This window comes from Bacteroidia bacterium (assembly GCA_016218155.1).
Taxonomy (GTDB): domain Bacteria; phylum Bacteroidota; class Bacteroidia; order Bacteroidales; family GWA2-32-17; genus GWA2-32-17.
This window is the reverse complement of record JACREQ010000059.1, coordinates 177,882-200,313: the sequence shown is the minus strand read 5'-3', so window position 1 is coordinate 200,313 and position 22,432 is coordinate 177,882. Positions and strand designations below refer to the sequence as shown.

Sequence of the window (22,432 nt, the reverse complement as noted above, 5' to 3'; positions counted from 1 at the left end):
TTTTTTAATTACCTAATTCCAATTGATTTTTAACTAATTCAAAATATGACCCTTTTAGATTTGTTAAAGTTTCATGATTCCCCTTTTCAATAATTTTCCCATTTTCAAGAACAACAATTTGATCTGCATTTTTTACTGTACTTAATCTGTGAGCTACAACTACAACCGTTTTACCCTTAAAAAACTCATTAAGATTTTCCATTATCTGTTTCTCATTGTTTGCATCCAAAGCATTAGTAGCTTCATCAAAAAATATAAATTCGGGATTTTTATATATGGCACGAGCAATTAGTAATCGTTGTTTTTGCCCTTGACTAATTCCGCTACCTTCCTGCCCAATCTTTGTATTGTAACCTAAAGGCAATCCTTCAACAAAGCTATGAATATTTGCAGACTTTGATGCCGATGCTAATTTTTGCAGATTAATATTTTCATCTCCCGGAGCAATGTTTTCGGCAATTGTTTCAGAAAATATAAAACCATCTTGCATTACCACACCACACTTACCACGCCAAAATGAACCATTAATATTATTTAGTAAAGTGTTACCAATTCTTATTTCACCTTTTTCAATTTTGTAAAAACCTAAAAGTAATTTAATTAATGTTGTTTTTCCGCTACCACTTGTTCCAACTATTGCAGTAACTTTTCCTTGTGGAATATCCAATGAAATATCTTCTAACACCGCAGGTGAATGCGGTCCCTCATATCTGAAAGTAAGATTCTCAACTGTAATATTCTTTTCATCAGGCAATATTGTTACTCGTTGTTGAGATTCCGGTTCTTCGTCATCTTTGTTGTGAATTTCACCCAATCTTTCTAAACTTATTTTTGCATCCTGTAGCGATTGTATAAAACCTATCATTTGATCAATTGGTGCTGAAACCTGACCAACAATATATGTTACAGCCATCATCATACCTAATGTTATTTCGCCATGAATTACTGCTCTAGCAGCCAAAAACGAAATAAATATTGTAGTTGTTTGTGATAAAAATAACGAGCCTAATTGTTGATATTGTCCCAATGCCAGACTCTTAATATTTATTTTAAAGAGATTTGCCTGAATACGTTCCCACCTCCAACGTTTTTGTTTTTCGCAATTATTAAGCTTAATTTCCTGCATTCCGGTAATAAGCTGAAATAAATTACTCTGATTGTCTGATGCCAGAGCAAATCGTTTAAAATCTAAATCCCGACGACGACGTAAAAACAATACTATCCATAAAATATAAAGTGTATTTCCAAAAAGAAAAATACCAAGTATCTTTAAATCATAATAAGCTAAAACGCCTCCAAACACAACAAGATTGACCATTGAGAAAAGTGTTGAGAGTGAAGAACCTGTTAGAAAATTCTGAATACGTGTATGGTCACCTATACGCTGCATAATATCGCCAATCATCTTAGTATCAAAAAAACCAATAGGCAAGCGCATTAACTTAATTAAAAAGTCGGAAATAAGCGAAATATCAATTCGGGTGCTTATATGTAACAATATCCAGCTACGCAAAAAATCAACCGACATTCTTCCGGCAAAAAGGACTAACTGAGCAATTAATATAAGAGTTATAAAACCAATATTCTGATTGCCTATACCTGTATCTACAACAGCCTGTGTAAGGAAAGGAAAAACAAGTTGCAACAAACTTCCTAACAACATTCCCAAGAACAATTGGATAATATATTTTTTATGTGGCTTTAGGTATTTAAATAAAAAATCGATTTTAGTTCTATCTGATTTTTCACCTTTTAACTCATAAAATTTTGGCGTTGGTTCTAACAATAATGCAATACCAGTATTTTTATCATTTGTTTTAGTACTTATCCAACACTTTAAAAATTCCTCTTTTGTATATTTAATAAGACCATGAGCAGGATCTGCAACGTGCACAACAACTTTCGACTTTTTACTTTCAATTCTATAAACTACCACAAAATGATTTTGCTTCCAATGAACAATGCAAGGTAAAGGAGCTTCGGCACATAATTTTTCAAAATCAACTTTAACTCCCATTGTTCTAAAACCAATACTTTCAGCAGCATCACTAATGCCCAACATACTAACACCTTCACGAGTAATAAAAGATTTTTCGCGTAAATATTGCAAAGTGTAACTACGTCCATAATGCTTTGCCACCATGCGTAAGCAGGTAGGTCCACAATCTTTGGTGTCAGGTTGGTTATAATGAATGAAAGAATTCATTTTATTATTGCATTTGTTTTCCAGAATCTTTTGTTCCTCTGTCGCCCTGCCTGAATTTATACTGTAATGTTATAAAATACGTTGGTTTGTATGAACTGGAATTCTCTATCGTATTTTGAACAAAACCACTATAATTTAAATACCTCCCATGTTTTAAAAAATCATCAAAAACATTATTAACACCAAGAGTCAATAAAAATTTGCTCTCAAAAAATTTACGTGTTAAACTTACCGAGGAATTTATATAATCAAAATTATAACCCTCAAAAGTTATCTCACGACTAAAATAATTTATATAAAAAGTAGCGGAAGTTTTTTCGTTAAAGAAAAAATCGGAGCTAAATTTAGCATTAAAACCAAAATCTTTTTTCTTTAACCCGTTATCAGCTAAATCAGATGTTTCAATATATGTTTGCTTGATTGATGACGAAAAATTTAAATCACACTTTTGTTTTATCGAAACCCAGGAAGAAAGCTCAATACCCAGACTACTATTGTGAGATATATTTGCGGGTGTGGTAATTGAAATAATATCATTATAAGGAACAGTTAAATAAGAAACATCATTGTTAGTAACACTATAAAAAATATCAGCATTAAAATTCCATTTTTGTTTATTATATGTATATCCCAAAAATAAATTATTGTATGCTGTTGGTTTTAATTCTGAGTTTCCTGCTGACCAATTACGTGGATTTTGTTTATCAATAAAATCGCATAACTGATTATACCAAACAGATTGAATACTTCTTGAATAAGTAAACTTAATTTCATTTAAACTATCTGCCGAAAATACTATTGTTGCAGAAGGCAAAGCATGAATACCATCCTGTGTAACTTTTAGCAAAGTATCTTCAGAATTTATTTTAAAACGGGTAAATTCAGCAACATTTTTATTGTATTGTGCAGAAATACCTGCGTCAAATTTCCATTTTTTTAAAGTAGTACCAATTCTCCAGCTTAATGTCTGCCTTTGAACCTTACCATCAGTGTAGCTTGTTTTAGGATAATTAATAACATCATTCTGGGTATAAACATCATCTGTATTACCCCTCAACTGAAACCAGCCATTCCAGCCAAAATTCCAACGTGTTTTAGCATTAATAGGATGATTATGAAATAAGCCACCATAAAACCCTAATTGGCCCCAATCATTTTCTGTTTTATAATTTTCACTGCTTACAACAGGCATCTCGTAATTATAAGTATGAAAAGATTTATTTACATTTCCCTGATTTTGCAAACCTCCATAAATAGAAATCTCTTTACCAATAGTATCAATTCTATGATAAAACGAAGCATTAACCCATTTGCTAATACTATTATTAGTATACTCAGAATTAGCATTATACTTATCAGAGATTGTATTAGTGCCTGTATTAATACGTTGAGAATTACCATTACTAAGATAAGTTCCCTTATTTTTATAAAAACCACCTGTTAACCTAAATCTGGTATTGGCATTAGGTGAAATTCTAAAACCACCATAATTCCATAAAGCATCAGAATTGCTTTCGTTACCTGATTCATCATTTAACTGGTAATTGTTAGAACCAAAACTTAAGGTTCCGTCTGTTTTGCTATCACTATAAGAATTAGAATGATTATAATTTGCATTGTAATAGAACAATATCTTTTTTACTTTATAATTAGCATTAATATAATCTTCACTTTCATTAATTTTATTGAATTTAATTGTACTGTTATTTGTCTGAGCTACCCCACTAAACCCGTCTGTTGTCTGGTTTTTCATTTTTATATTGATTATGCCACCCTTACCCTCACCACTTCGTAAAGAAGCATCAATAACTTCAATTTTTAAAACACTTGCAACAGGAATCATTTCTGTTTTTGGATAAACATATTCGGCTGGCTGATCGTCAACGTAAATTGTGGCAGGCGCACCTTTATATTTAACATTATCATTTAACTCCACTGTAACACCGGGTAAAGTTCGTAACAAATCAAATATATTTTTTGCAGAAGTTGTTTTTGCTGCATTTATGTTAAAAACTTTCCTGTCGAATTGCTGCTCCATGTATTTTGCCTTATCAATAACTACAGCCTCTTTCATCATGTTTATATCAGGCTGAATAAAAATTTTACCAATATTTATTTTTGAATTATTAGTATAATTTATTTCTACCTTTTTATCAGTAAAACCTAAATATTTTACCAATAAATACTGACCTTCCTGATATTTAATATTTTTAATTTTAAATTCTCCGTTTTCATTTGTTAAGGAACCACGGATTACCGAGTCGGCTTTATTTTTTAAGATAACATTACCAAATGACAATAACTGTTTTGAAGATGAATCGGCTATAGAGCCTGTAATTTCTATTGTTTGAGAATTAACTGTTAATTTTATAATTAATATAATAATCAATAAAACATGTTTTTTCATTTTATGAGATTATTTGAATTACATTCTGACAAATTAAACAATTTACAATTAATAAGTCTAGTTGATTAATAAATACTCTATAAAATTTTGAAATTAAAATACATTAATCATTTCTTATTTGAAGATTAGAAATTACAACAAATTACCAAATATTAAAAGCAATGAATATATGCCTTGCTTTATTATATTTAACTGTTGCTTACATGTTATTATTTTGAAATTATAAATTATTTTTCTTCTGAAATTCCAAAAATTTTTCAATTTGTTCTACACCGATACGCTTAGCAATAATTTTTTTATTCTTATCAAGTATGTATACTACTGGTGTACTATATATATCATAAAGATTACGGAAATTCGTAAAATGGTATTTATCATAAACATTTATCCAGTCTAAGCCATGTTCCTCAATAAATTTTTTCCACTCACCTTCTTCATTCTGGGTATAAACAGCAAATACCTCTACACCTTTATCTCTAACAGTTTTATAATATTCATAAAGTTTAGGCACTTCTTTTTTACAGTGCCCGCAACTTGGTTCCCAAAAAATTAATATGGTATAATCTGCTTTTACAAAACGTAATTGATGCATTTTACTATCAGGACCTTCCATTTTTAAATCAGGTGCAAGTTCACCTAGCATATTAGGTTTTGTTTTTGCTACTTTTTCGCCCATTTTTACAAGTAATGTAGAATCGGCCCACCAGCATTGTTTTGCTAAATAATATTTCTCAGCAAGATTAACAAAAACTCTATCCATTCCCATTATCTGAGATGTCTCAAAATAATTAGTTGTATAAACTACTGCATATTGAAAAAAGAATTTATTTTTTCTTGCAAGTTCACATACCTTTATTGACTCTTTTGTTAAAGAATCAGGAACAGTAAGCACAATATTTTTAAAGAAGTCTTTCATTTTAGATTCAATAAAAGGAGTTCTTAATAACCGCTCATCGCTAAAGTCAACATTATCCCAGTAGTGATCTTTATTATACACATATTGAAAAAGCCTTACCAATGAATCCTTTTTAGCATTTTCGGGAAAATTTGGTTTTGGTATATCAACAGGAGTTAAAACATTTAAGACTTTAGCAAGTAATGATGCCGGATTATCTTTTTTAATTTTTTCCCAGAATGCTTTTCTATCATTATCAATAGCAGTTCCTTTTTCTTGCCATACTTTCAAAGAGTCCTGCATTTTTTTATCAGAAAATTCTTTTATTTTTTCTGATGCAACTTTCATTTTCTTTTCAAGGCCAGCCATTGATCTTTGCCAATCAAAAAATATTTTATTTTCATCAGAACCTGTTGATTTAATATTTGCAATAAAATCAGTAGTATCTGTTTCAATTGAAAATTGCGTTGATTTATCCATTAAAAATTCGAAATATCTTTTTTTTAGAGAGGGAATAACTATTACATAAATTCCACCATCAAGTTTTTCTTTTTTGTAAAAGGTTCCACAGCCATTTTTATCCACCAAAACAGTGTCATCCGGATATAAATTTTCAGCAAATCTATGCGCTAAAAGTAAGGTGTCATTTTCAGAAAGACCTCTTACCTTAATTTTAATTTTATATCCTTGCCCATATAAAGAACTAACACAAATTCCAAAAAACGCTACAATAATTAATAATTTTCCAACTTTCATGATATTTCAATTTATAACAAAATTACTAGACTGTTTTAATATTAAAACATAATGAGTTTAATAATGCAGATTTAGTTATCGTGTTTAACGTTATTTAACCTCTTTTATGTAATATTCTCTGATAATAATTCCATTCTGTGTTTTTTAGCTCGAAACCTAATAAAATCATTTATGTTTATATCACTTGCTTCTAATACACAAGGAAATAGTTTAGGATTTTTTCGATACTCAAACATTTTTTGAATACAAGGTCCAGTGCAAACTGGTAAATGTTTGCATTTTAAGCAAAATTCATTTTCAAACCCTGCTTTAGAAAAATATCTTGTCATCAATTTATCATTATTAATAACATTTAATGGATCATTATTAATACTACCTATATTTATTAAATCAGAATAATCACGTGCAGTACATTTGAATGCTTTACCATCATAATTAAATGCTACATGATTAAATCTATCAGCATAACAAGCATAAAATCTTAGGGGCTTAAAAGCCCATAAATTAATTTCATAACCTTTTTCTATAATAATGGGTATTGCTTCTAATATCTGTTGTCTGTTAGACTTAGACTTATTCGCTTGCCAAATTCTCTGAAAATCAATACTTATTCTAGATTGATCAAAATCAGGTAGCAATTCTACAACTTCTTTTAAATACCTTAATGAGTCTTTATCATAATTATATCGTAAAACCACATTTGCTTTTTTATCAATTCTAATAATATTATGTATAGCTTTAATCGTTTGTTTAAAAGAATTAATATTTTTTATTGCTTTAATATTATTATGCTTTTCCTCACTACCATCAATGGTTATTTGATAACTATGTAAATTATTCTTTGAAAAGTAAGTTATTTTTTTCTCGTCAAGTAAGCTCCCATTAGTTGTTAGATGTTGTGACAAAACAATATTTTCAAATAGCTTGTTATTTTTTATTTCTTCAATAATTGGAATCATTACTTTATTATATCCCAACAAAGGTTCTCCTCCAAACCAATCAAAATGAATTTTAAATTGCCCTTTACTTATTATATTTGCAACATATATATTAATATTATCTATGGTTTCCTTTGACATTATACTTGGCTTTAATTCCACATTATTCAAATCTGTTGAACAATACCAACAATTTGCATTACAATTTAATGTGGGATTTATAGTAATCCACATAAAACCATCTACCAAGGTTTGTTTTTTATTTAAATATCTATAAATATCTATCTCCTCTTCATTGTTATTTGTTATAAATCCTAGTTTTAAAAAATTTTCAAATAGACTTAAATCATTAGTTTTAAATGCATTCAAATCATTTAACAGATTCTCAATGATAGAATATTCTGCTTTTTTCACAATAAATATTGTATCAAATAATCCATTATAACAAATCACTTGATCTTTCTCTTTTAAGAAATAATTATACTGACTCTTCTTATACATATAAAATACTTAAATTGTTAAAAAAAGCAACCTAATTTACTTAGGTTGCAAATAAAACTAGTTAATTTTACATCCAGCTGCCTGAATTTCAACACATTTTGCATGAGGTGTAACTCCACAAGTTGATTGTGGTGCTGGACAATCGCATGTTTGACTTTCACCACCTTTAATTAAATTAAGTGCTATTGAATTCATTGAATTTTGGCTTAAACCACTTTTTGATACTTTATTATTTTTCATGATTTTTGTTTTTTTTGCTAAAGCTTTCATTAATTATTTATAAAAAGTTTAGCGTTTTAATTTAATACATTTATTTCCTTCTTGGCGGTTTATAAACCCTTTTGCGCTTCGCTTTTTGCCATGCATTATTGCTTAGCGTATCATTTTTCTTATCTTTGCAGAGCAATTGTTTGGTAATACATTCGGTTGCGTTCGACAAGAGCCGGCTTTGGATCTGCAAGACCAAGCCGGTTTTTTTAATTAATGAGGTAAATATAACATCGCTCCGTCTAATATAATTGGACGGAACTAATTTTAACATTTATTGCCAATATTTTATCTTTTTAAATTCATAATTTATTGTGTTAATTGCTATTTCTGCTTTGAAACTTAATGTCTATTGTTATATCAAAATTATTTTCAAAATAAAAAGTTTTAATAGTACGATTATATTTAATTTGCGCACCAAGGGTTTTTATCTCTTCTATATAATTATATAACATACTACGTGAAACACAAAGTTTTTTAGCAAAATCTTCAGGCGATCCTGTTTGCTCCTTCTTTATTTCGCTGTTTATAAGTTTTAATTTGTCGAGGTTTGAAATAATGCTCATAATTAAATACAATTAAAAAATATTCAGTTTATAGCCTATAGTCGAACGAACTATAAATAGTAACCACAAAAAGTGAAATATTTTTTAAAATAGTATTACGAAAAACAACAACGCGAACACATTCACCTCATATACTTACAGTTACTATTTCTAAAATAAACTGTCTTAAAGTAAAATAATTTAATAAATGACATTGCCGGGCATTTTTTGTTTAAAAAATATGACACTATTTTCACGAATTAAAAAAAATAACCACATATATAACAAATCAAATATATTTGTCGTTTCGAGTTGTCAAGAAACTATTTTCTTGCTACCCAGTCGCGAAGCAAAATCTAGTGCTAAATACAACTCCATTCTTAGCGTATTTTCAACTTGTGCTTTAACTACAATTCCAAAAAATATTTTTATCTTTCACATTCTTTTTAACTAATAATTAAAGCTACTGTTTTTCGTTATATACTTAATCAAAAGAATAATATGAAAGCAATTAAAATAAAATATTTGATAACAGCAATAATGCTAGTTTTATGCTTTTATGCAAATGCTCAAAAGGATGAATTTAAAGAGATTGCATTACCTGTTGATCAAGACACAAAATTAATAACCTATTCTAAGGTAATTGAAATAACAGCGAATAAAGATTCATTATTTAAAAAGGGGCAAGCTTGGTTTCGGAAATTTTACAAAAATCCAACAGGAGTTATTCGCGAAACCGATACGGTAAATGGTAAAATTGTCGGAAAACATCAAATTAAAATTTTAAACCCTGCAGATAAAAAAGGAATTCAAACAATGAAGGGAATAACTCAATACACGATAAACACCTATTTTAAGGACAATAAAATAAAAATTGTACTTACAGAATTTAATCTTAACGCAACTTCATACACCCCAATTGAAAAATGGCAAGATAAGACTGCAAAAGATTTTTCGCCACAAAATTACTTCTATCTTGAACAGATTGATAAACAAATGAAAGACCTTCTTCTTGACTTTGAAAAATTTATGAAGGAACCAACAAAAGGCAAAAAAGATGAGTGGTAAATTATAATTACAGCTTTGCTTCCTTTTTCTTTCTCGCCAGAATTTTCTCTGGATCCTCTTGATTAAACTTATAAATAATATAAAACAAACTACTCAGAAAAAAAGGAATAAGTGGAATTTTATATCTAACTAATGCTCCAAAATTTGCTGTTGTTAATCCCATTGCAAAGGCAAAGGTAAATGCAAAAACAAAAGAAAAAATAATAAGTGAGTTATCAAATGCTGTTTTAAACATATATTTAAAACCAACTTTAAATACTGCTATGATACAAAGCACAATAACATAGGCAAATAAAAATAACAACATTAGATTTTCTAATGCTGAAATTACCATAACCGGATTTCTTGCTTCCCATAAAAATGGTCGAAATAATCCTGCTGTTATTGCAACTGGTGCCTTAGATAAAACACCAGTTATAGTTGGTTCAAAAGAACCAATATCAAAACTATTACCGCCATAATATGACTGTTTTAAATCTGACTGTGTAACAGAAGCCTTTGTAAGCATTTTATCTAAAGAAGAATACTGACCTGTTGAGCTCCCAAGTCTAAACATTAACAACGTGCCCCCAAAAACGACTAAAATAGCTAATGATGGTAAAATAGTATATTTTAAAATCGTATTTGTACTTCTTTTTAAAATATAATGTGAATATAAAATAATCGCACCCGCAAAAGAAGAATAAAAAATATACGGCTTAATACTCATCATGATATAAATTCCTATAATAATAAGAATAGCGTTCCCAATAATTTTTTTTCTTAATATCATTACTGAATAAAAACCTGCTAAAAACCAACACAAAGCAGCTAAAGTATAAGAATCTTTTAACAATCCACTTCCCCAAAAAAAGACAGATGGAACAAATAAAACAGCAAATGAAACCTGTGATTTAATCTCTTTAAACTGACTATAAAATAATCTGAATAATTTCCATACTCCTAAATAGGTGATTGTTGCCACAAGGACTGTAGTACACATGTAACTTTTTCCACCAAATAATAAAAACAAGGTTGATAGTCTTATAACAAAGAAAGTATTACTATCTTGATAATACCACGGATACCCTGTTTGATTATCAAATACAGAATAATTTTCAGCTGATAAATTGCCTGAAATAATTGACATAAAAGTTGAAAAATCCTTACCTGCGAGATTCAGCATACTAGCAGAACTCCAATAATATGCAATAGAATCTCCTTCTTCCTTATAATAATATACATAAATTAAGCAAAGAAAAATTCCACCAAGAATTTTGGCAGCCAAACCCATAGTAAAATATTTATATTCAGGATCTTTTTTAATTTTATTGTTTTGATAATATCTAGCTATTAATAATATAAACAAAATATAGAATGGGGTCATTATAAAATCATAAATATCTAATATATGTATAAACATAAATATTCAAAAAAATGTTGAACTGTAATTCGTTATAATTGACTCTACTTAACAAATCAAAGTTAATCCTTTTTTCTTAAATCCCCATTGAGCTTGTAATGCGAGTTTGAACATTTTTTTTGATTACCTTTGCATTAATATTTGGCTATTTTAATGCATAGATCTGACAAAGAACATATAGACGCGATTATTATTGGTGCTCAGAAAGCTGCAACTACATCCTTAAAAGAATATTTTAGACAACACCCTGAAATTATATCACATAGCACTAAAGAGTTTGCATATTTTGCCGATAATGATGAATTTCATAGAGGATTTCACTCCTCATTTCATTTATATTTTAAATATAAAGAAACCGGTAAAATCACATTAGCCAAAAATGTAAGCATTTATAACAATCCAACAGCAATTGAGAGATTATTCCAACATAATTCTGAAGCAAAGCTAATTTTTGTATTAAGAGAGCCTGTTGAACGCGCTTATTCTTCTTACAACATGGCAGTAGCTGATGGTTGGGTTAGTATTCCGTTTGATAATATTGTTGAAGACTTAGTAAATGATAAACTTGATAAAGAAAGCATTTTTTATAGAAATTTCTTTTCTTTAGGCTGTTATACTGAATCATTTAAATACCTAACAAAGCATTTCCCTTTAAGCCAAATTAAGGTTATATTATTTGAAGAAATAAAAGAAAACCCTCTGGAAATTTGTCAGGAAATTTTTAAATTTATTGGTGTTGACAGCTCGTTCCATCCAGAAGTCGATAAAAAATACAACATTACTCGTAAAAGTAGATTTCTTTTTTACTCACAAGTTTTAAATAAACTACAAAGAAAAAACAATTTATTTAAGAAATTTTCCAAGACATATCTTCCATATCCTATTTTTTTAAAACTGAGTTATTTCTTTAAAGAAATAAATATGAAAAAAGAACATTATGGAGAAATGAAGCAGGAAACAAAAGATAAATTAGTCGAGTTTTATAAAAAACAAAATATTGGTCTTTCAGATTTTATTAACAACAAGCAAATAAATTGGCCCAGTTTAAATTTATAACTCTCGTTAACCAGAATTATTTTATTGCCCACACCTTTAAGGTATCCCCTTTCTTAAAAACATCAAGTGAAATATTAATCACTTTTTTTAATAACATAAAAAAACCTTTAGATTCTGTTTTTTCACGGAAACTTTCTTCTGATCTCAGATTAGCTTTATTTTTCTTTAATAAACCATTTTTAATAGCTGCCGGAGATATTCCGGTTGTGTTAATTTTCACATCACTAAATCCTGATATTTTCAACATTTTTTTCATTGATCTAAATGAAAAATAAAATAAATGTTCAGGATATTCAAAAACTCTCCAACGACTTTTTATAAATACTCCCGTGAGACTTTTTCTGTTTGGGGTTGTAAGAAATAACAACCCGCCTGGTCTTAATAACGAAAACATTTTGTTTACATTCTGCAATGGATTCTTTAAATGTTCAACAACCTCAATGGAAACAATTACATCAAAACAATCAGATGTAGTGTAGTTTTCAATATCACCAAAAATAACAGAAATGTTTTTTTCTTTTAATATTTTTACCGCTGTTTCTGAATATTCACTTCCTGTAACATTCCACCCAAACTTTTGAGCCTCTTCTAGAAATTCACCACGACCACAGCCTACATCTAATATTTTATTTAATTTTCTGAATCTTTCGAATTTTTCAAGCCACTCTCTAAATCTTATAACGGTTATTGGAGAAAGCTCTGAAATTCCTTCGTATGCATATTTTTCGTAATATTTTGAAAGCTCTTCGTCAGTTGGAACTACAGGCGAAAAAACTAATTTACATTTCGCACATTTTAAAAGTTCAAAATCGGTTCCAATTTTATATGGCTGCAAATGATTATTTTCGCATACGGGACAATAAGTCTTCCTTATATTTAATAAATCACTTCTCATAATAAAGTTCTTTATAAATATTCTCTGCAATTGTAAATTGTCTATATTTCATTGCTAAATCTCTAATCCTGTCTTTTATTAATGGTTCCAGTAAAAGTATATCAATTTTTTTACAGGCATTAATAAATTCATTATTACTAAAATCGGAAAGCACAAATCCGGCATTGTGTTTTTCAATAATATCTGAATCGTCAGAGATATTCTTTGTTATAACAACAGGTAATCCCATTGCCCAATATTCACCGTCTTTTATCGGAGCACTGTATTTTCTTGAAGGAACAGGTTTCATTGTATTTATTGCAAAGTCGGCTAAACTTAAATATTTAGGAATTTCGGCATATGGAACAAATAAACTTACAACAACATCTGCAGGTATATTATGCTTTAAGATAAAAGCATCTATAGTTAATTTATCAATGCTGGTAAGCAATAAAAACTTAAATTTTCGATTCCAATATTCATATGCTGCTTTAACAAATAAAAACAGTTCATCTTCTAAATAAATACCTCCAATTTTTCCTGCATATACCATTACCCTGTTTCCAAGTAAATCTAACGAGCCTTTAAGTTTATTGTTATCTTGTATTTCAAACAAATTCAAGTCAACACATGCTGGCTTAATAAATAATTTTTGAGTTTTTAATTTATAATTTTCTTTTGCAAATTCAACCATTGTTGCAGTTGTGGTAATTATTGCCGAAGCTCTTTGTGCCTGTTTCTTTTCAAGCCATTTTAAAAGTTTATAGGAAAAACTGTTTTGCTTCCAGGTGTTTGTTTCAAGCATAAGTTCCGCATGTGGTTCGAAACTATCTAAAATTAATTTCTTCCCGGTAATCACGGACAAAATATATCCTAATCCGCCCGCTGGTGTACACCAAGTATGAATACTTCTAATTTTATTTAAAAAACATATTCCTGCTAATTTCAGAATACTTAACAAAGCAGAAATTATTGCTACTAACCCAAATTTGTGATACTTTGTTCTTAGTAGTATAATGTTTTTTTCTTCTTTATATTTTCTTTTTAATTGTTTCCAGTCTTCATTTTCTACCTTAAAATGAGTTTGCTCTATTGTGAATAAAAAAATTTTTTCCCCAGCATTAAGGTTTTTTCTTATGATTTCTACATAAGGTAAGGTATATGACTGAATAAGCGCATCTTTGAAACTCCAATATGTAACAACTAACACATTCTTGCTCATGCCATTAATTTTCTGAAGAGTTTAAAAAATGATGGAGGATAAACAAGTAAAGCTTTAGCTAAAAAATAAGCTCCTCTTGATTTATTTTTTCCGTTTTTCCACCAACTACCTGCTAAGATAATGTATAAATTCGAGAAACAATGAAGTTCAAAAATTTTGCTTTTAAACAATTTATTCGTTTTTGCTTTTTTATATGCAAGCAGGTGATCACTTTCCATCAGAGCAATATTTGAATGCATATTAGAATCATGAACCCTATATTGCACTAATTTCTCTGGTAATCTTTCAATATGGTATTGGGAAGCTATTCTGAAAAAAAACTCCTGATCGGCAGCAGTCGATAATTCTACATCAAATAATCCAATTTTATCCAACACCTCTCTTTTTAAAAGAATACTGCTAGGAGCTGGTATTACAGTCCCATTCCACAATAACAAATCATCAAGTACCTTTCCTTTTTTTCCACATAAACAACGTGCAGTAACAACACCTTTCGAATCAATTATTTGCACATCCGAATGAACTAACCCATAGTGTTCTTCTGCAGTATTAAGTGCCTCAACTTTTTTTGTAAGATTATTAGTAAGCCACAAATCATCTGCATCTAAGAATGCGATAAACTTTCCTGAAGAATTTTTAAAACCAAAATTTCGAGCTGATGAAACTCCTGAGTTTTTTTGAAATAAATATTTAATCCGATTTTCCTTAATTGCAATATTTTGAATTATTTCAGCTGTATTATCAGTAGAACCATCATCAACCACAATAATTTCTAAATCAACTAAAGACTGATTACAAACCGATAAAATAGTTTCGTTAATAAATTTACTTGCATTATATGCCGGTATAACAACTGAAACTAAAGGCATTATACACAAATTGGATTAAAAACTTTAGGTAAAACAAAGGGCAGAAAAATATAGTTTCTTTCAATCGGATTAAATTCAAACTCGTTTATTTTTATAAGAGCCCCTTCGTGAATAAGATAAATATTATAATTATAGTCATTTAATAATTTGTTTACTTTTAAATAGCTGTCTGCATTAAAATGACCTTTTACTCCTTCACTTTCCGGCAATAAGATTTCACAAAATATAATAGGTTTATCAGTTTCAAGAATTTTCTTCATCCCCATAAAAATCTCATATTCATATAACTCGACATCAATTTTAATTAAATCAATTTTTGTAATCTTCTTTTCTGTTTTATAATCATCAAGTGTATAAGACTTAATTTTAAATTCCTTTGAGCCTTCAAGCCAACCTTCTTTTGCTGATGATGCAAGTGCCATTGCTTTCCCTTCGGGAATAAATAATGATATGGTTCCTGAAGTATCTCCTATAGCACAGCATTCTGGGTAAATGTTTTCAATTTTGTTTAATTTAATTTGTTTTAAAAGTCTATTATATATTCTTTCAACAGGCTCGAATGAATATACCATTGCATTTATATTTGCTTTTGCTGCAACTATAGAAAATAATCCAATGTTAGCTCCAATATCAACTACGATCTTTGAGCTTTTAGCAAAATACCAGAATATATCGATCGATTTTTCATACCCATTAAATCCTTTCCAGTATAATTGATTTGGTATAAAATCATCTCCTTTTGAAAATATGCGAAATGAATTCTTGTCTGGCAAATTAATTTTCACTGTTCCGCTTAATACCCAATGATTAGTGGCTTCCTTATAAATAAATGAAGCTACCTTATAGTTAAATTTTATTATTACTCTGACAATAAAATTTAAAGGAATAAACGATCTAATAATTCTTAGTAACTTTTTCATCAATAGCCTTTAAATACAGTTTTTCGTAATTATTATACATCATTTTAAAATCATACAAAGATAAGGCAGTTTGCCGAGCTTTTAAAAAAGGCTTAGACTGTCTGTTTATAAAAAAATATTTTAATCCATTTGCAAGTGACTCAGGACTGTTATATTCTGCTAAATATCCGTTTTCTAAATGCATAATTGCATCTTTTGCAGCACCTGTTGGTGTAGAAACAACAGGTATGCCTGCCATCATAGCTTCTGCAATTACAAATCCAAAAGGCTCCATATAAGCTGCATGCAGAAACACATCAAAGCAGGAAAAAATTAAAGGCATTTTATCATAATCTACCTTTTCAATTATCTTAACATTTGACACTAAATCATTATCTTTTATAAAAGCATCTATCTCAGTCTTATAATCACCCATTCCTATCAATAAAAGAAATATTTCAGGAATTTCTTTTTTAACAGATATAATTGCCTTTAAAATATCGATTTGATTTTTCCATTTTATAAACCTTGAAACTGAGCCTACAACAAATTTATTTTTTATTCCCAAGTTTGATTTAAATTCATCAATTTCAATTTGTGTTTTGTTTATAAAATTATTTGCAGGTATACCATGATGAATTAAAGTAACTTTCTTTTTTTTACATTTTTCTATTTCCAGAATAAAGTTTAAAGACTCTGTTGATGGTGCTATAACATTAGTTGCATTGCGATTATTGAATTTATCAAATATTACCCACTTGGGCGTATATAAATAATGATAAGAAGTGTCACCTTTAGTAATTGCTCTGACTTTAACATTTGCTAATCTTGCGGCAAAAAGAGCAGCTAGACTATCATCAAACAAATGGGTGTGAACAACTGTTGGTTTTAATTTTTTAAATAGTTTGTAAAGATTCCATGTTGCTTTAATAATATTTGATCGTCTTTTCAAATAGTCGTATTTAACCCAGTATCCTTTACATCCAAATCTAGCTACATCTTCTATCATTTTTGGAAATTCCGGCGTCATTGCAACAAAAGAAAACTCAATATCTTTTCGTAAAGATGATTCTTCAGCAAACCAATTAAAATAAGGTGCTGTATTACAATTTGCCAAAACAAAAACTACATGCATTATTTGCTAATAAATAAAAATAATGAATACCACTTAAATTTACTTCTTTCAGAAATATAGCTTTTATTTTCTATCATATTAATCAATTGTAATATTAACCAATGACCCACTTTGTTATTTAAAAATAAAGATACTGTTCGTTTAAATAAACTATGTTTTTTGGTTAAAAAATATTTTTGAGGAACAAGATTAATTGCCACTATTTTTTCAACTGATTTTTTGTATTGTAATAACCTTTTGGCAAACATCTTAATGTCAGGAAAGTCGTTGTGCCAAACAATAGCATCTTTCATATATTCTACCTTATAGCCTTTAGTCAGAATACGAAAACCCAATTCAAAATCCTCACCATCCGAAAGGTTATTATTAAAGCCACCTTCTTTACAAAATAACTCTTTTGAAATTACAAGATGGCATGCACTAAATTTAAAATTGTCTAAAGAAATAGGTTGTGATTCATCAAACAGTTTTCTCCAGCTTTTTTCTATACAAATTAGATATTTTGAAAATGTATTAATTGCCCATTCCTTATTTCTATCGCCATCACCAACCAAAACAGTATGAGGATATTTTAAAATATATGATTTTACGGTAAAAAACCAGTTCGGTTCTACTATCATGTCTGAATCTAAAAAAATCAAAATTTCTGTTATTGCACTTTGTGATCCAACATTTCTGGCTTCTGCACGACCTTTATTTTTAATTCTTAAATAATTTATTTGCAGAGTATCACGATAATTTTGAACTAACTCATTAGCAGGTTCGGGAGATTCATCATCTATTAAAACAATTTCAAAATCGTTTTCTGTTTGGTTCATTAATGATATTAATGTCTCTGCTAAAACTGAACATTTACCATAAAATGGAATTATTATAGAAGCAAATGGCAGTTTTTTCATCAATTATTTTTTGTAATTATAAACTTTTAATAAAATCCATATACTTTCTGAATTTAAATGGCATTGCAAAATATACTTTTCTTTTTAAATAATCCCATCTACTCTCAACTTTTCTTTTTGTAATGTCTAATACTATACTGTTTTTTTTAGCCAAACCAATCGCCTCTCTCATCCAAACACCCCTAGACAATGCAGTGCATAAATATGTAATAGGTCCGTGAACATATTTTAAATTTAAATTATCTAACAAACAATAACAATTCATTTCCAAATTATTACTTCGTTTAGAACCTTCTATCTCAAACTCCCAAGGGGATTCTCCTTCTTTTATAACATTTAACATCCCTTTTTTTGACCAAATTCCAATTTGTAAATTTATTCTATATGTCTGATTTTTTTTGATTTTTCCGATTTCTTTATCATTTGTTAAATCATAATCCCACCATTCCCTATGATCAGTTGGAAAAATTGCAAGTTGAAAAAACAACCCATTATTTTCTTTTAAGAATTTATAGCATTTCTCAAGTTGCAAAATATTAACCGTTTTATAAATAAAATAATCTTCTAGTATAACAATTACATACTCTTCTTTAATTTGATTTAAAATAATTGAAGTTTCATTGCTCCAATTTGTTAATTCACCTGCTAGTAATGATGTAACGCCTTGTCTTTCATATTTTATTTTATTTGAAGCTAAATAAACATTATAGGGACAATCGGCCCAATATTTAAAAAAGAAATCAAAAAACGGATCCCATAAATCCTTGTATTTATCACAAGAAAGTACTAATACAGCTATTTCGGAAGACTCTTTCATTTAAATACATTAATAATATTTTTAAATACTGCCAAATATCTTTTCCATTCACCGAAACCAGGTTTAACTGGATTAACTCTTTTCCAAAAGCGAAATGCATCTTTTTTTCTTCTGTTAATACTTAACTCATCTGCTCTCCACAAATAATGATAATTACGACAAAGTTTTATATCAAGCAATGATTTTTCAGGAAAAACACTTTGATTTATTTTGCTGGGCGACTCACTGCTGTTTAACAACTTATATTTTAGATTACTTGCATTGAATATATGTTTATATAGTAATTCCTTTTCATATTCAAATTGTGGTTTATCTGTTACAGTTTTTGAATTGTTATGAAAACGAAAATATATCCATACATTCTCTGTTATTGATATTTTATTAGTAGAGTATGTCATTAAATATCTAAGCCAGAAATCAAGATCCATACAAAAATGAAAATCTTCATTAATTTTTCCGATTTTTTCAAAAACCTCCCTTTTATAAAACATTGCAGGTTGGTTTATTTGTCCAAAACCAAATGTTTTTTCGGGAGATGAGAATATTATTGGACCGGATTTTTGAATTTCTCTTGTTTCATCGAAAAAAATTGTTTGACCAACAAATAAATTTGCTTGTGGAGATTTATTATAACACTCTACAATTTCATTCAAAGCATTTTTATTGAGTTTGTCATCACTGTTAATCCAGTTAACGATTTCCCCTGTGCACGTCTCTAGTCCTCTGTTTATTGCCTCCGACTGACCGCTGTCTGATTTACTTTCCCAATAACTTATCTGCTTCTCATATTTTTTAATAATCTCGGTAGTATTATCGCTACTATTACCATCAATAATTATTAACTGTAAATTTGGATAATTTTGATCTAGAATAGAAAGAATAGTTTCCTCTATAAATTGTCCCTGGTTTTTGGTGGGGATGATAATTGAGATTTGTGGTTTTAACATTACAGTTTTTTTATTGCAATAATGTTTTTATGCTCGAAATTCCAGTCATCTACAAGAACTAGCTTCTTATAACGGGGTAAGTATTCATATAGGTTATACCCGTAATCGGAAAGGATATTTATTAGTTTTTGATATGATGTACCAGCTCTTAATAAATTGTCTTTAGTAAACTCAATTAAAAGAGTGGGCGAAAATTTTGTAAGAATATGTTTTGCTCCGATTAATACATTCTCTTCCCACCCTTCTACATCTATTTTAATAAAATCGGGCACCGGTAAATTTTCATTCTCAAAAAGTGAATCTAAACTTATTGTTTTTATTATTTCTTTAATAAACTCATCTTTATTTTGTGGTGCAACCAAAGAATTCCATGCGTGTAAATCTTTTGAGGCTGTAAATATTTCAAGTTCACCGGCGCTATTTGAAGCTGCAATCTTGTAACAACTTACACAATTTGAGATTTTGTCATTAATGTCTATATTAGCTTTTAATCTGTCAAATGTTTTACTTACAGGTTCTAATGATACAATTTTTCCGTTCGGAAAAGTTAAATATGCTGACAATAAAGTATAAAAACCAATATTTGCACCCAAATCATAACAAATCATACCAGGTTTTAAAAAGGACTTTAACCATTCTTTTTCAGCCCATTCAAAATTCTCGGCATAAATTAATTTTGATAGTACATCATCCTTATACAGGTTAAATCTTATGTTGTCTGTTGTTATTATTTTTGTAGACTCCTTTTCTTCGACAATTTTATCCCATGATTTAAGCCGTTTTCTAACACCTTTCCAAAATAGCCGTTGTTTTATAGGAAATATAATTCTAGGGTAAATCATTTTTCAATTTTTTTAAATAAGCAATCGGCTTGTAATAACTCTCCATTTATGGCTCTGAATCCCGGATGTATTTCTTTCATGAAAAATCCTCTGTTTTCTAACCATAGTTTTATTTCACTAAAAAGAACACTTTCTTCATATATTTTTTTAAAAGAAACCTCAATCCACAACGCGATTGTTTTTTTTAATGTCTCTTCAGCGCCTTGAAGTACTAATAACTCTGCACCCTGAACATCAACTTTTAGCAAATCAATTTTTTTCATATCAGGTGGAACTAATTCGTCTAAAAGGTTAGTTTTTCTTTTTTCTTTTTCAATACATGTTTTATCTAAATCCTTGCCTACAATATCATCATTAAATTTAAAAATGGAAGATGTTGCCTTTAAATTATTGATATAAAATTCAGACACCTGTTTTTTGTTTCCCAGCAATTCATTAAAAATCAAAACATTTTGATTCTCTTTATATTTTTCACATAGTTTATTGTACAAATCAACTTGTGGTTCAATAAGTACGGCTTTATTTATTTTTTTTTCTTTTCTAATAATTTCAAAAAAACTTCCATCATAAGTTCCAATATCTATATAATTTATTTTTGGTGATTTTATTTCCAGAAAAAGAGCCTCTCTTAATCTAACCGGCCAAAAATAACCAGAATAAAGTACCTTTCTGATAACTTTAAATAAGGTATAATTAATCCTGTTCATAGCCTTTTAAAAATAGTGGTAATTTATAATAACCATAATTCCATTCCTGAAGTAATACCCTGCTTCCGGCACCTCCTGGCGAATTTGAAATTTCAAAAAATAGTGCCTGTTCTATTCTATCAAAATATTCTTTATCAGGATTTGTTAAATCGATAGAAATATAATAAAGACCATTTGCTATACTGCTTGTTGTTAATTGCAAACTGAATGTGTTTATTCCGCAATTTAATGTTAGCATTTTGTTTTGATCAAAAGTACCAATTGAACCAAATGCAGCAGGTTCCCCGTTAAAAGTATATAATCTGATGTCTATTGCAGCTTTTTTTGCTTCTTTACTATAAATTTCAATACTTAATTCGATAAGATCCTGAATGCAACAGTCTAAATTAACTTTTTTAACATAAGTGTTTTTGTTTGTTTTCCCTTTCTCAAAATTAGTATTAGACAAATTATCCTTTAAGTATTGATTAATTATCTCATGCGATTTGCCATAATTTAATACTTTGCCCTGCGAAAGATAAACTGCATTTGTGCAAAGGGATTGAATAGCAGCCATATTGTGACTTACAAATAAAATGGTTCTTCCGCTTTTACTTACATCTTCCATTTTTCCAATGCATTTTTTTTGAAATTCAACATCTCCAACTGCAAGAACTTCGTCAATAACCAATATCTCTGGCTCCAAAAATGCAGCAACAGAAAATGCTAAACGCAATTGCATTCCACTACTATATCTTTTTAATGGGGTATCTAAAAATTTTTCTGTTCCCGAAAAATCAACAATTTCATCAAATTTTGATAATATCTCTTTTTGCTTCATCCCTAAAATCGACCCATTAAGAAAAATATTTTCTCTGCCACTCAATTCCGGATGAAATCCAGTGCCCACCTCCAATAAACTGGCAACTCTTCCTCTTGAAACAATTTTACCTGAAGATGGTGGAGTTATTTTTGATAGAACTTTCAAAAGAGTTGATTTACCTGCACCATTTTTTCCAATAATACCGATACTTTCACTTGGAAAAACATCAAAACAAACATCTTTTAATGCATAAAACTCTTCGGAACTGCTTTTACTCTTTTTAAATAAAGAAGTCAAAGAGTCACGTAAACTCAAATAAGGTTGATTCTCGTGATAAATACGAAATTTTTTAGATATATTTTGTATTTCTAATATTGG

At 29.0% G+C, this 22,432-nt stretch carries 20 protein-coding genes; 2 read left to right on the top strand and 18 right to left on the bottom strand.

Features of this window, described 5'->3' with window-relative positions; translation table 11 throughout:
* Positions 1 to 4 precede the first annotated feature (4 nt).
* The 6 genes from HY951_11650 to HY951_11625 form a co-directional block, all read right to left on the bottom strand.
* Positions 5 to 2,206: a peptidase domain-containing ABC transporter gene (locus HY951_11650; protein MBI5540707.1), complete on the bottom strand. Its 2,202-nt coding sequence runs from the start codon at positions 2,204 to 2,206 to the stop codon at positions 5 to 7.
* Between the two features lie 4 nt (positions 2,207 to 2,210).
* A complete protein-coding gene (locus HY951_11645) occupies positions 2,211 to 4,613 on the bottom strand; it encodes a TonB-dependent receptor (protein ID MBI5540706.1) in 2,403 nt (800 codons plus the stop codon).
* Between the two features lie 220 nt (positions 4,614 to 4,833).
* Positions 4,834 to 6,264, bottom strand: coding sequence for a redoxin domain-containing protein (locus tag HY951_11640; GenBank protein ID MBI5540705.1), 1,431 nt, complete (start codon positions 6,262 to 6,264; stop codon positions 4,834 to 4,836).
* 104 nt (positions 6,265 to 6,368) lie between these two features.
* Positions 6,369 to 7,703 carry an SPASM domain-containing protein gene (locus tag HY951_11635; protein ID MBI5540704.1) on the bottom strand — a complete coding sequence of 445 codons (1,335 nt, stop codon included), beginning with the start codon at positions 7,701 to 7,703 and terminating at the stop codon, positions 6,369 to 6,371.
* A gap of 57 nt (positions 7,704 to 7,760) precedes the next feature.
* Complete coding sequence (locus HY951_11630; protein MBI5540703.1) at positions 7,761 to 7,943, bottom strand: hypothetical protein; 183 nt, start codon at positions 7,941 to 7,943, stop codon at positions 7,761 to 7,763.
* Positions 7,944 to 8,287: 344 nt separating this feature from the next.
* Entirely contained in the window at positions 8,288 to 8,536 is a 249-nt protein-coding gene (locus tag HY951_11625; GenBank protein ID MBI5540702.1) for an HTH domain-containing protein, read from the bottom strand.
* 480 nt (positions 8,537 to 9,016) lie between these two features.
* Between HY951_11625 and HY951_11620 the strand changes: the two genes are divergently transcribed.
* On the top strand, positions 9,017 to 9,583 hold the full coding sequence (locus HY951_11620; protein ID MBI5540701.1) for a DUF4468 domain-containing protein: 567 nt from the start codon (positions 9,017 to 9,019) through the stop codon (positions 9,581 to 9,583).
* A 7-nt stretch (positions 9,584 to 9,590) separates the two neighbouring features.
* On the opposite strand, the gene HY951_11615 is transcribed toward HY951_11620, so the two are convergent.
* Positions 9,591 to 10,985 (bottom strand): hypothetical protein, encoded by a 1,395-nt coding sequence (locus HY951_11615; protein MBI5540700.1) that lies wholly within the window; start codon positions 10,983 to 10,985, stop codon positions 9,591 to 9,593.
* A gap of 153 nt (positions 10,986 to 11,138) precedes the next feature.
* Between HY951_11615 and HY951_11610 the strand changes: the two genes are divergently transcribed.
* Positions 11,139 to 12,041, top strand: coding sequence for a sulfotransferase domain-containing protein (locus HY951_11610; protein ID MBI5540699.1), 903 nt, complete (start codon positions 11,139 to 11,141; stop codon positions 12,039 to 12,041).
* Between the two features lie 16 nt (positions 12,042 to 12,057).
* Here HY951_11610 and HY951_11605 read toward each other — a convergent pair whose 3' ends face one another.
* The 11 genes from HY951_11605 to HY951_11555 are packed head-to-tail and all read right to left on the bottom strand — an operon-like array spanning position 12,058 to position 22,429.
* The gene (locus tag HY951_11605; protein ID MBI5540698.1) at positions 12,058 to 12,936 is read right to left on the bottom strand and encodes a class I SAM-dependent methyltransferase; all 879 of its coding nucleotides are present in this window, start codon (positions 12,934 to 12,936) and stop codon (positions 12,058 to 12,060) included.
* Positions 12,926 to 14,137, bottom strand: a complete 1,212-nt coding sequence (locus tag HY951_11600) for a glycosyltransferase (GenBank protein ID MBI5540697.1) — start codon at positions 14,135 to 14,137, stop codon at positions 12,926 to 12,928. Before HY951_11600 ends, HY951_11605 begins: the two co-directional genes overlap by 11 nt.
* On the bottom strand, positions 14,134 to 15,006 hold the full coding sequence (locus tag HY951_11595) for a glycosyltransferase (GenBank protein ID MBI5540696.1): 873 nt from the start codon (positions 15,004 to 15,006) through the stop codon (positions 14,134 to 14,136). Before HY951_11595 ends, HY951_11600 begins: the two co-directional genes overlap by 4 nt.
* Positions 15,006 to 15,926 (bottom strand): FkbM family methyltransferase, encoded by a 921-nt coding sequence (locus tag HY951_11590; protein ID MBI5540695.1) that lies wholly within the window; start codon positions 15,924 to 15,926, stop codon positions 15,006 to 15,008. The genes HY951_11595 and HY951_11590 overlap by 1 nt, the downstream gene beginning before the upstream one ends.
* Positions 15,901 to 17,040: a glycosyltransferase family 4 protein gene (locus tag HY951_11585; GenBank protein MBI5540694.1), complete on the bottom strand. Its 1,140-nt coding sequence runs from the start codon at positions 17,038 to 17,040 to the stop codon at positions 15,901 to 15,903. The genes HY951_11590 and HY951_11585 overlap by 26 nt, the downstream gene beginning before the upstream one ends.
* Entirely contained in the window at positions 17,040 to 17,939 is a 900-nt protein-coding gene (locus HY951_11580; protein ID MBI5540693.1) for a glycosyltransferase family 2 protein, read from the bottom strand. The genes HY951_11585 and HY951_11580 overlap by 1 nt, the downstream gene beginning before the upstream one ends.
* A 16-nt stretch (positions 17,940 to 17,955) precedes the next feature.
* On the bottom strand, positions 17,956 to 18,756 hold the full coding sequence (locus tag HY951_11575; protein ID MBI5540692.1) for a hypothetical protein: 801 nt from the start codon (positions 18,754 to 18,756) through the stop codon (positions 17,956 to 17,958).
* Positions 18,753 to 19,703, bottom strand: coding sequence for a glycosyltransferase (locus HY951_11570; GenBank protein MBI5540691.1), 951 nt, complete (start codon positions 19,701 to 19,703; stop codon positions 18,753 to 18,755). Before HY951_11570 ends, HY951_11575 begins: the two co-directional genes overlap by 4 nt.
* Entirely contained in the window at positions 19,703 to 20,545 is an 843-nt protein-coding gene (locus HY951_11565) for an FkbM family methyltransferase (protein ID MBI5540690.1), read from the bottom strand. The genes HY951_11570 and HY951_11565 overlap by 1 nt, the downstream gene beginning before the upstream one ends.
* The gene (locus HY951_11560) at positions 20,542 to 21,252 is read right to left on the bottom strand and encodes an FkbM family methyltransferase (GenBank protein MBI5540689.1); all 711 of its coding nucleotides are present in this window, start codon (positions 21,250 to 21,252) and stop codon (positions 20,542 to 20,544) included. Before HY951_11560 ends, HY951_11565 begins: the two co-directional genes overlap by 4 nt.
* Positions 21,239 to 22,429: an ABC transporter ATP-binding protein gene (locus tag HY951_11555; GenBank protein MBI5540688.1), complete on the bottom strand. Its 1,191-nt coding sequence runs from the start codon at positions 22,427 to 22,429 to the stop codon at positions 21,239 to 21,241. Before HY951_11555 ends, HY951_11560 begins: the two co-directional genes overlap by 14 nt.
* Between the last annotated feature and the right edge of the window lie 3 nt (positions 22,430 to 22,432).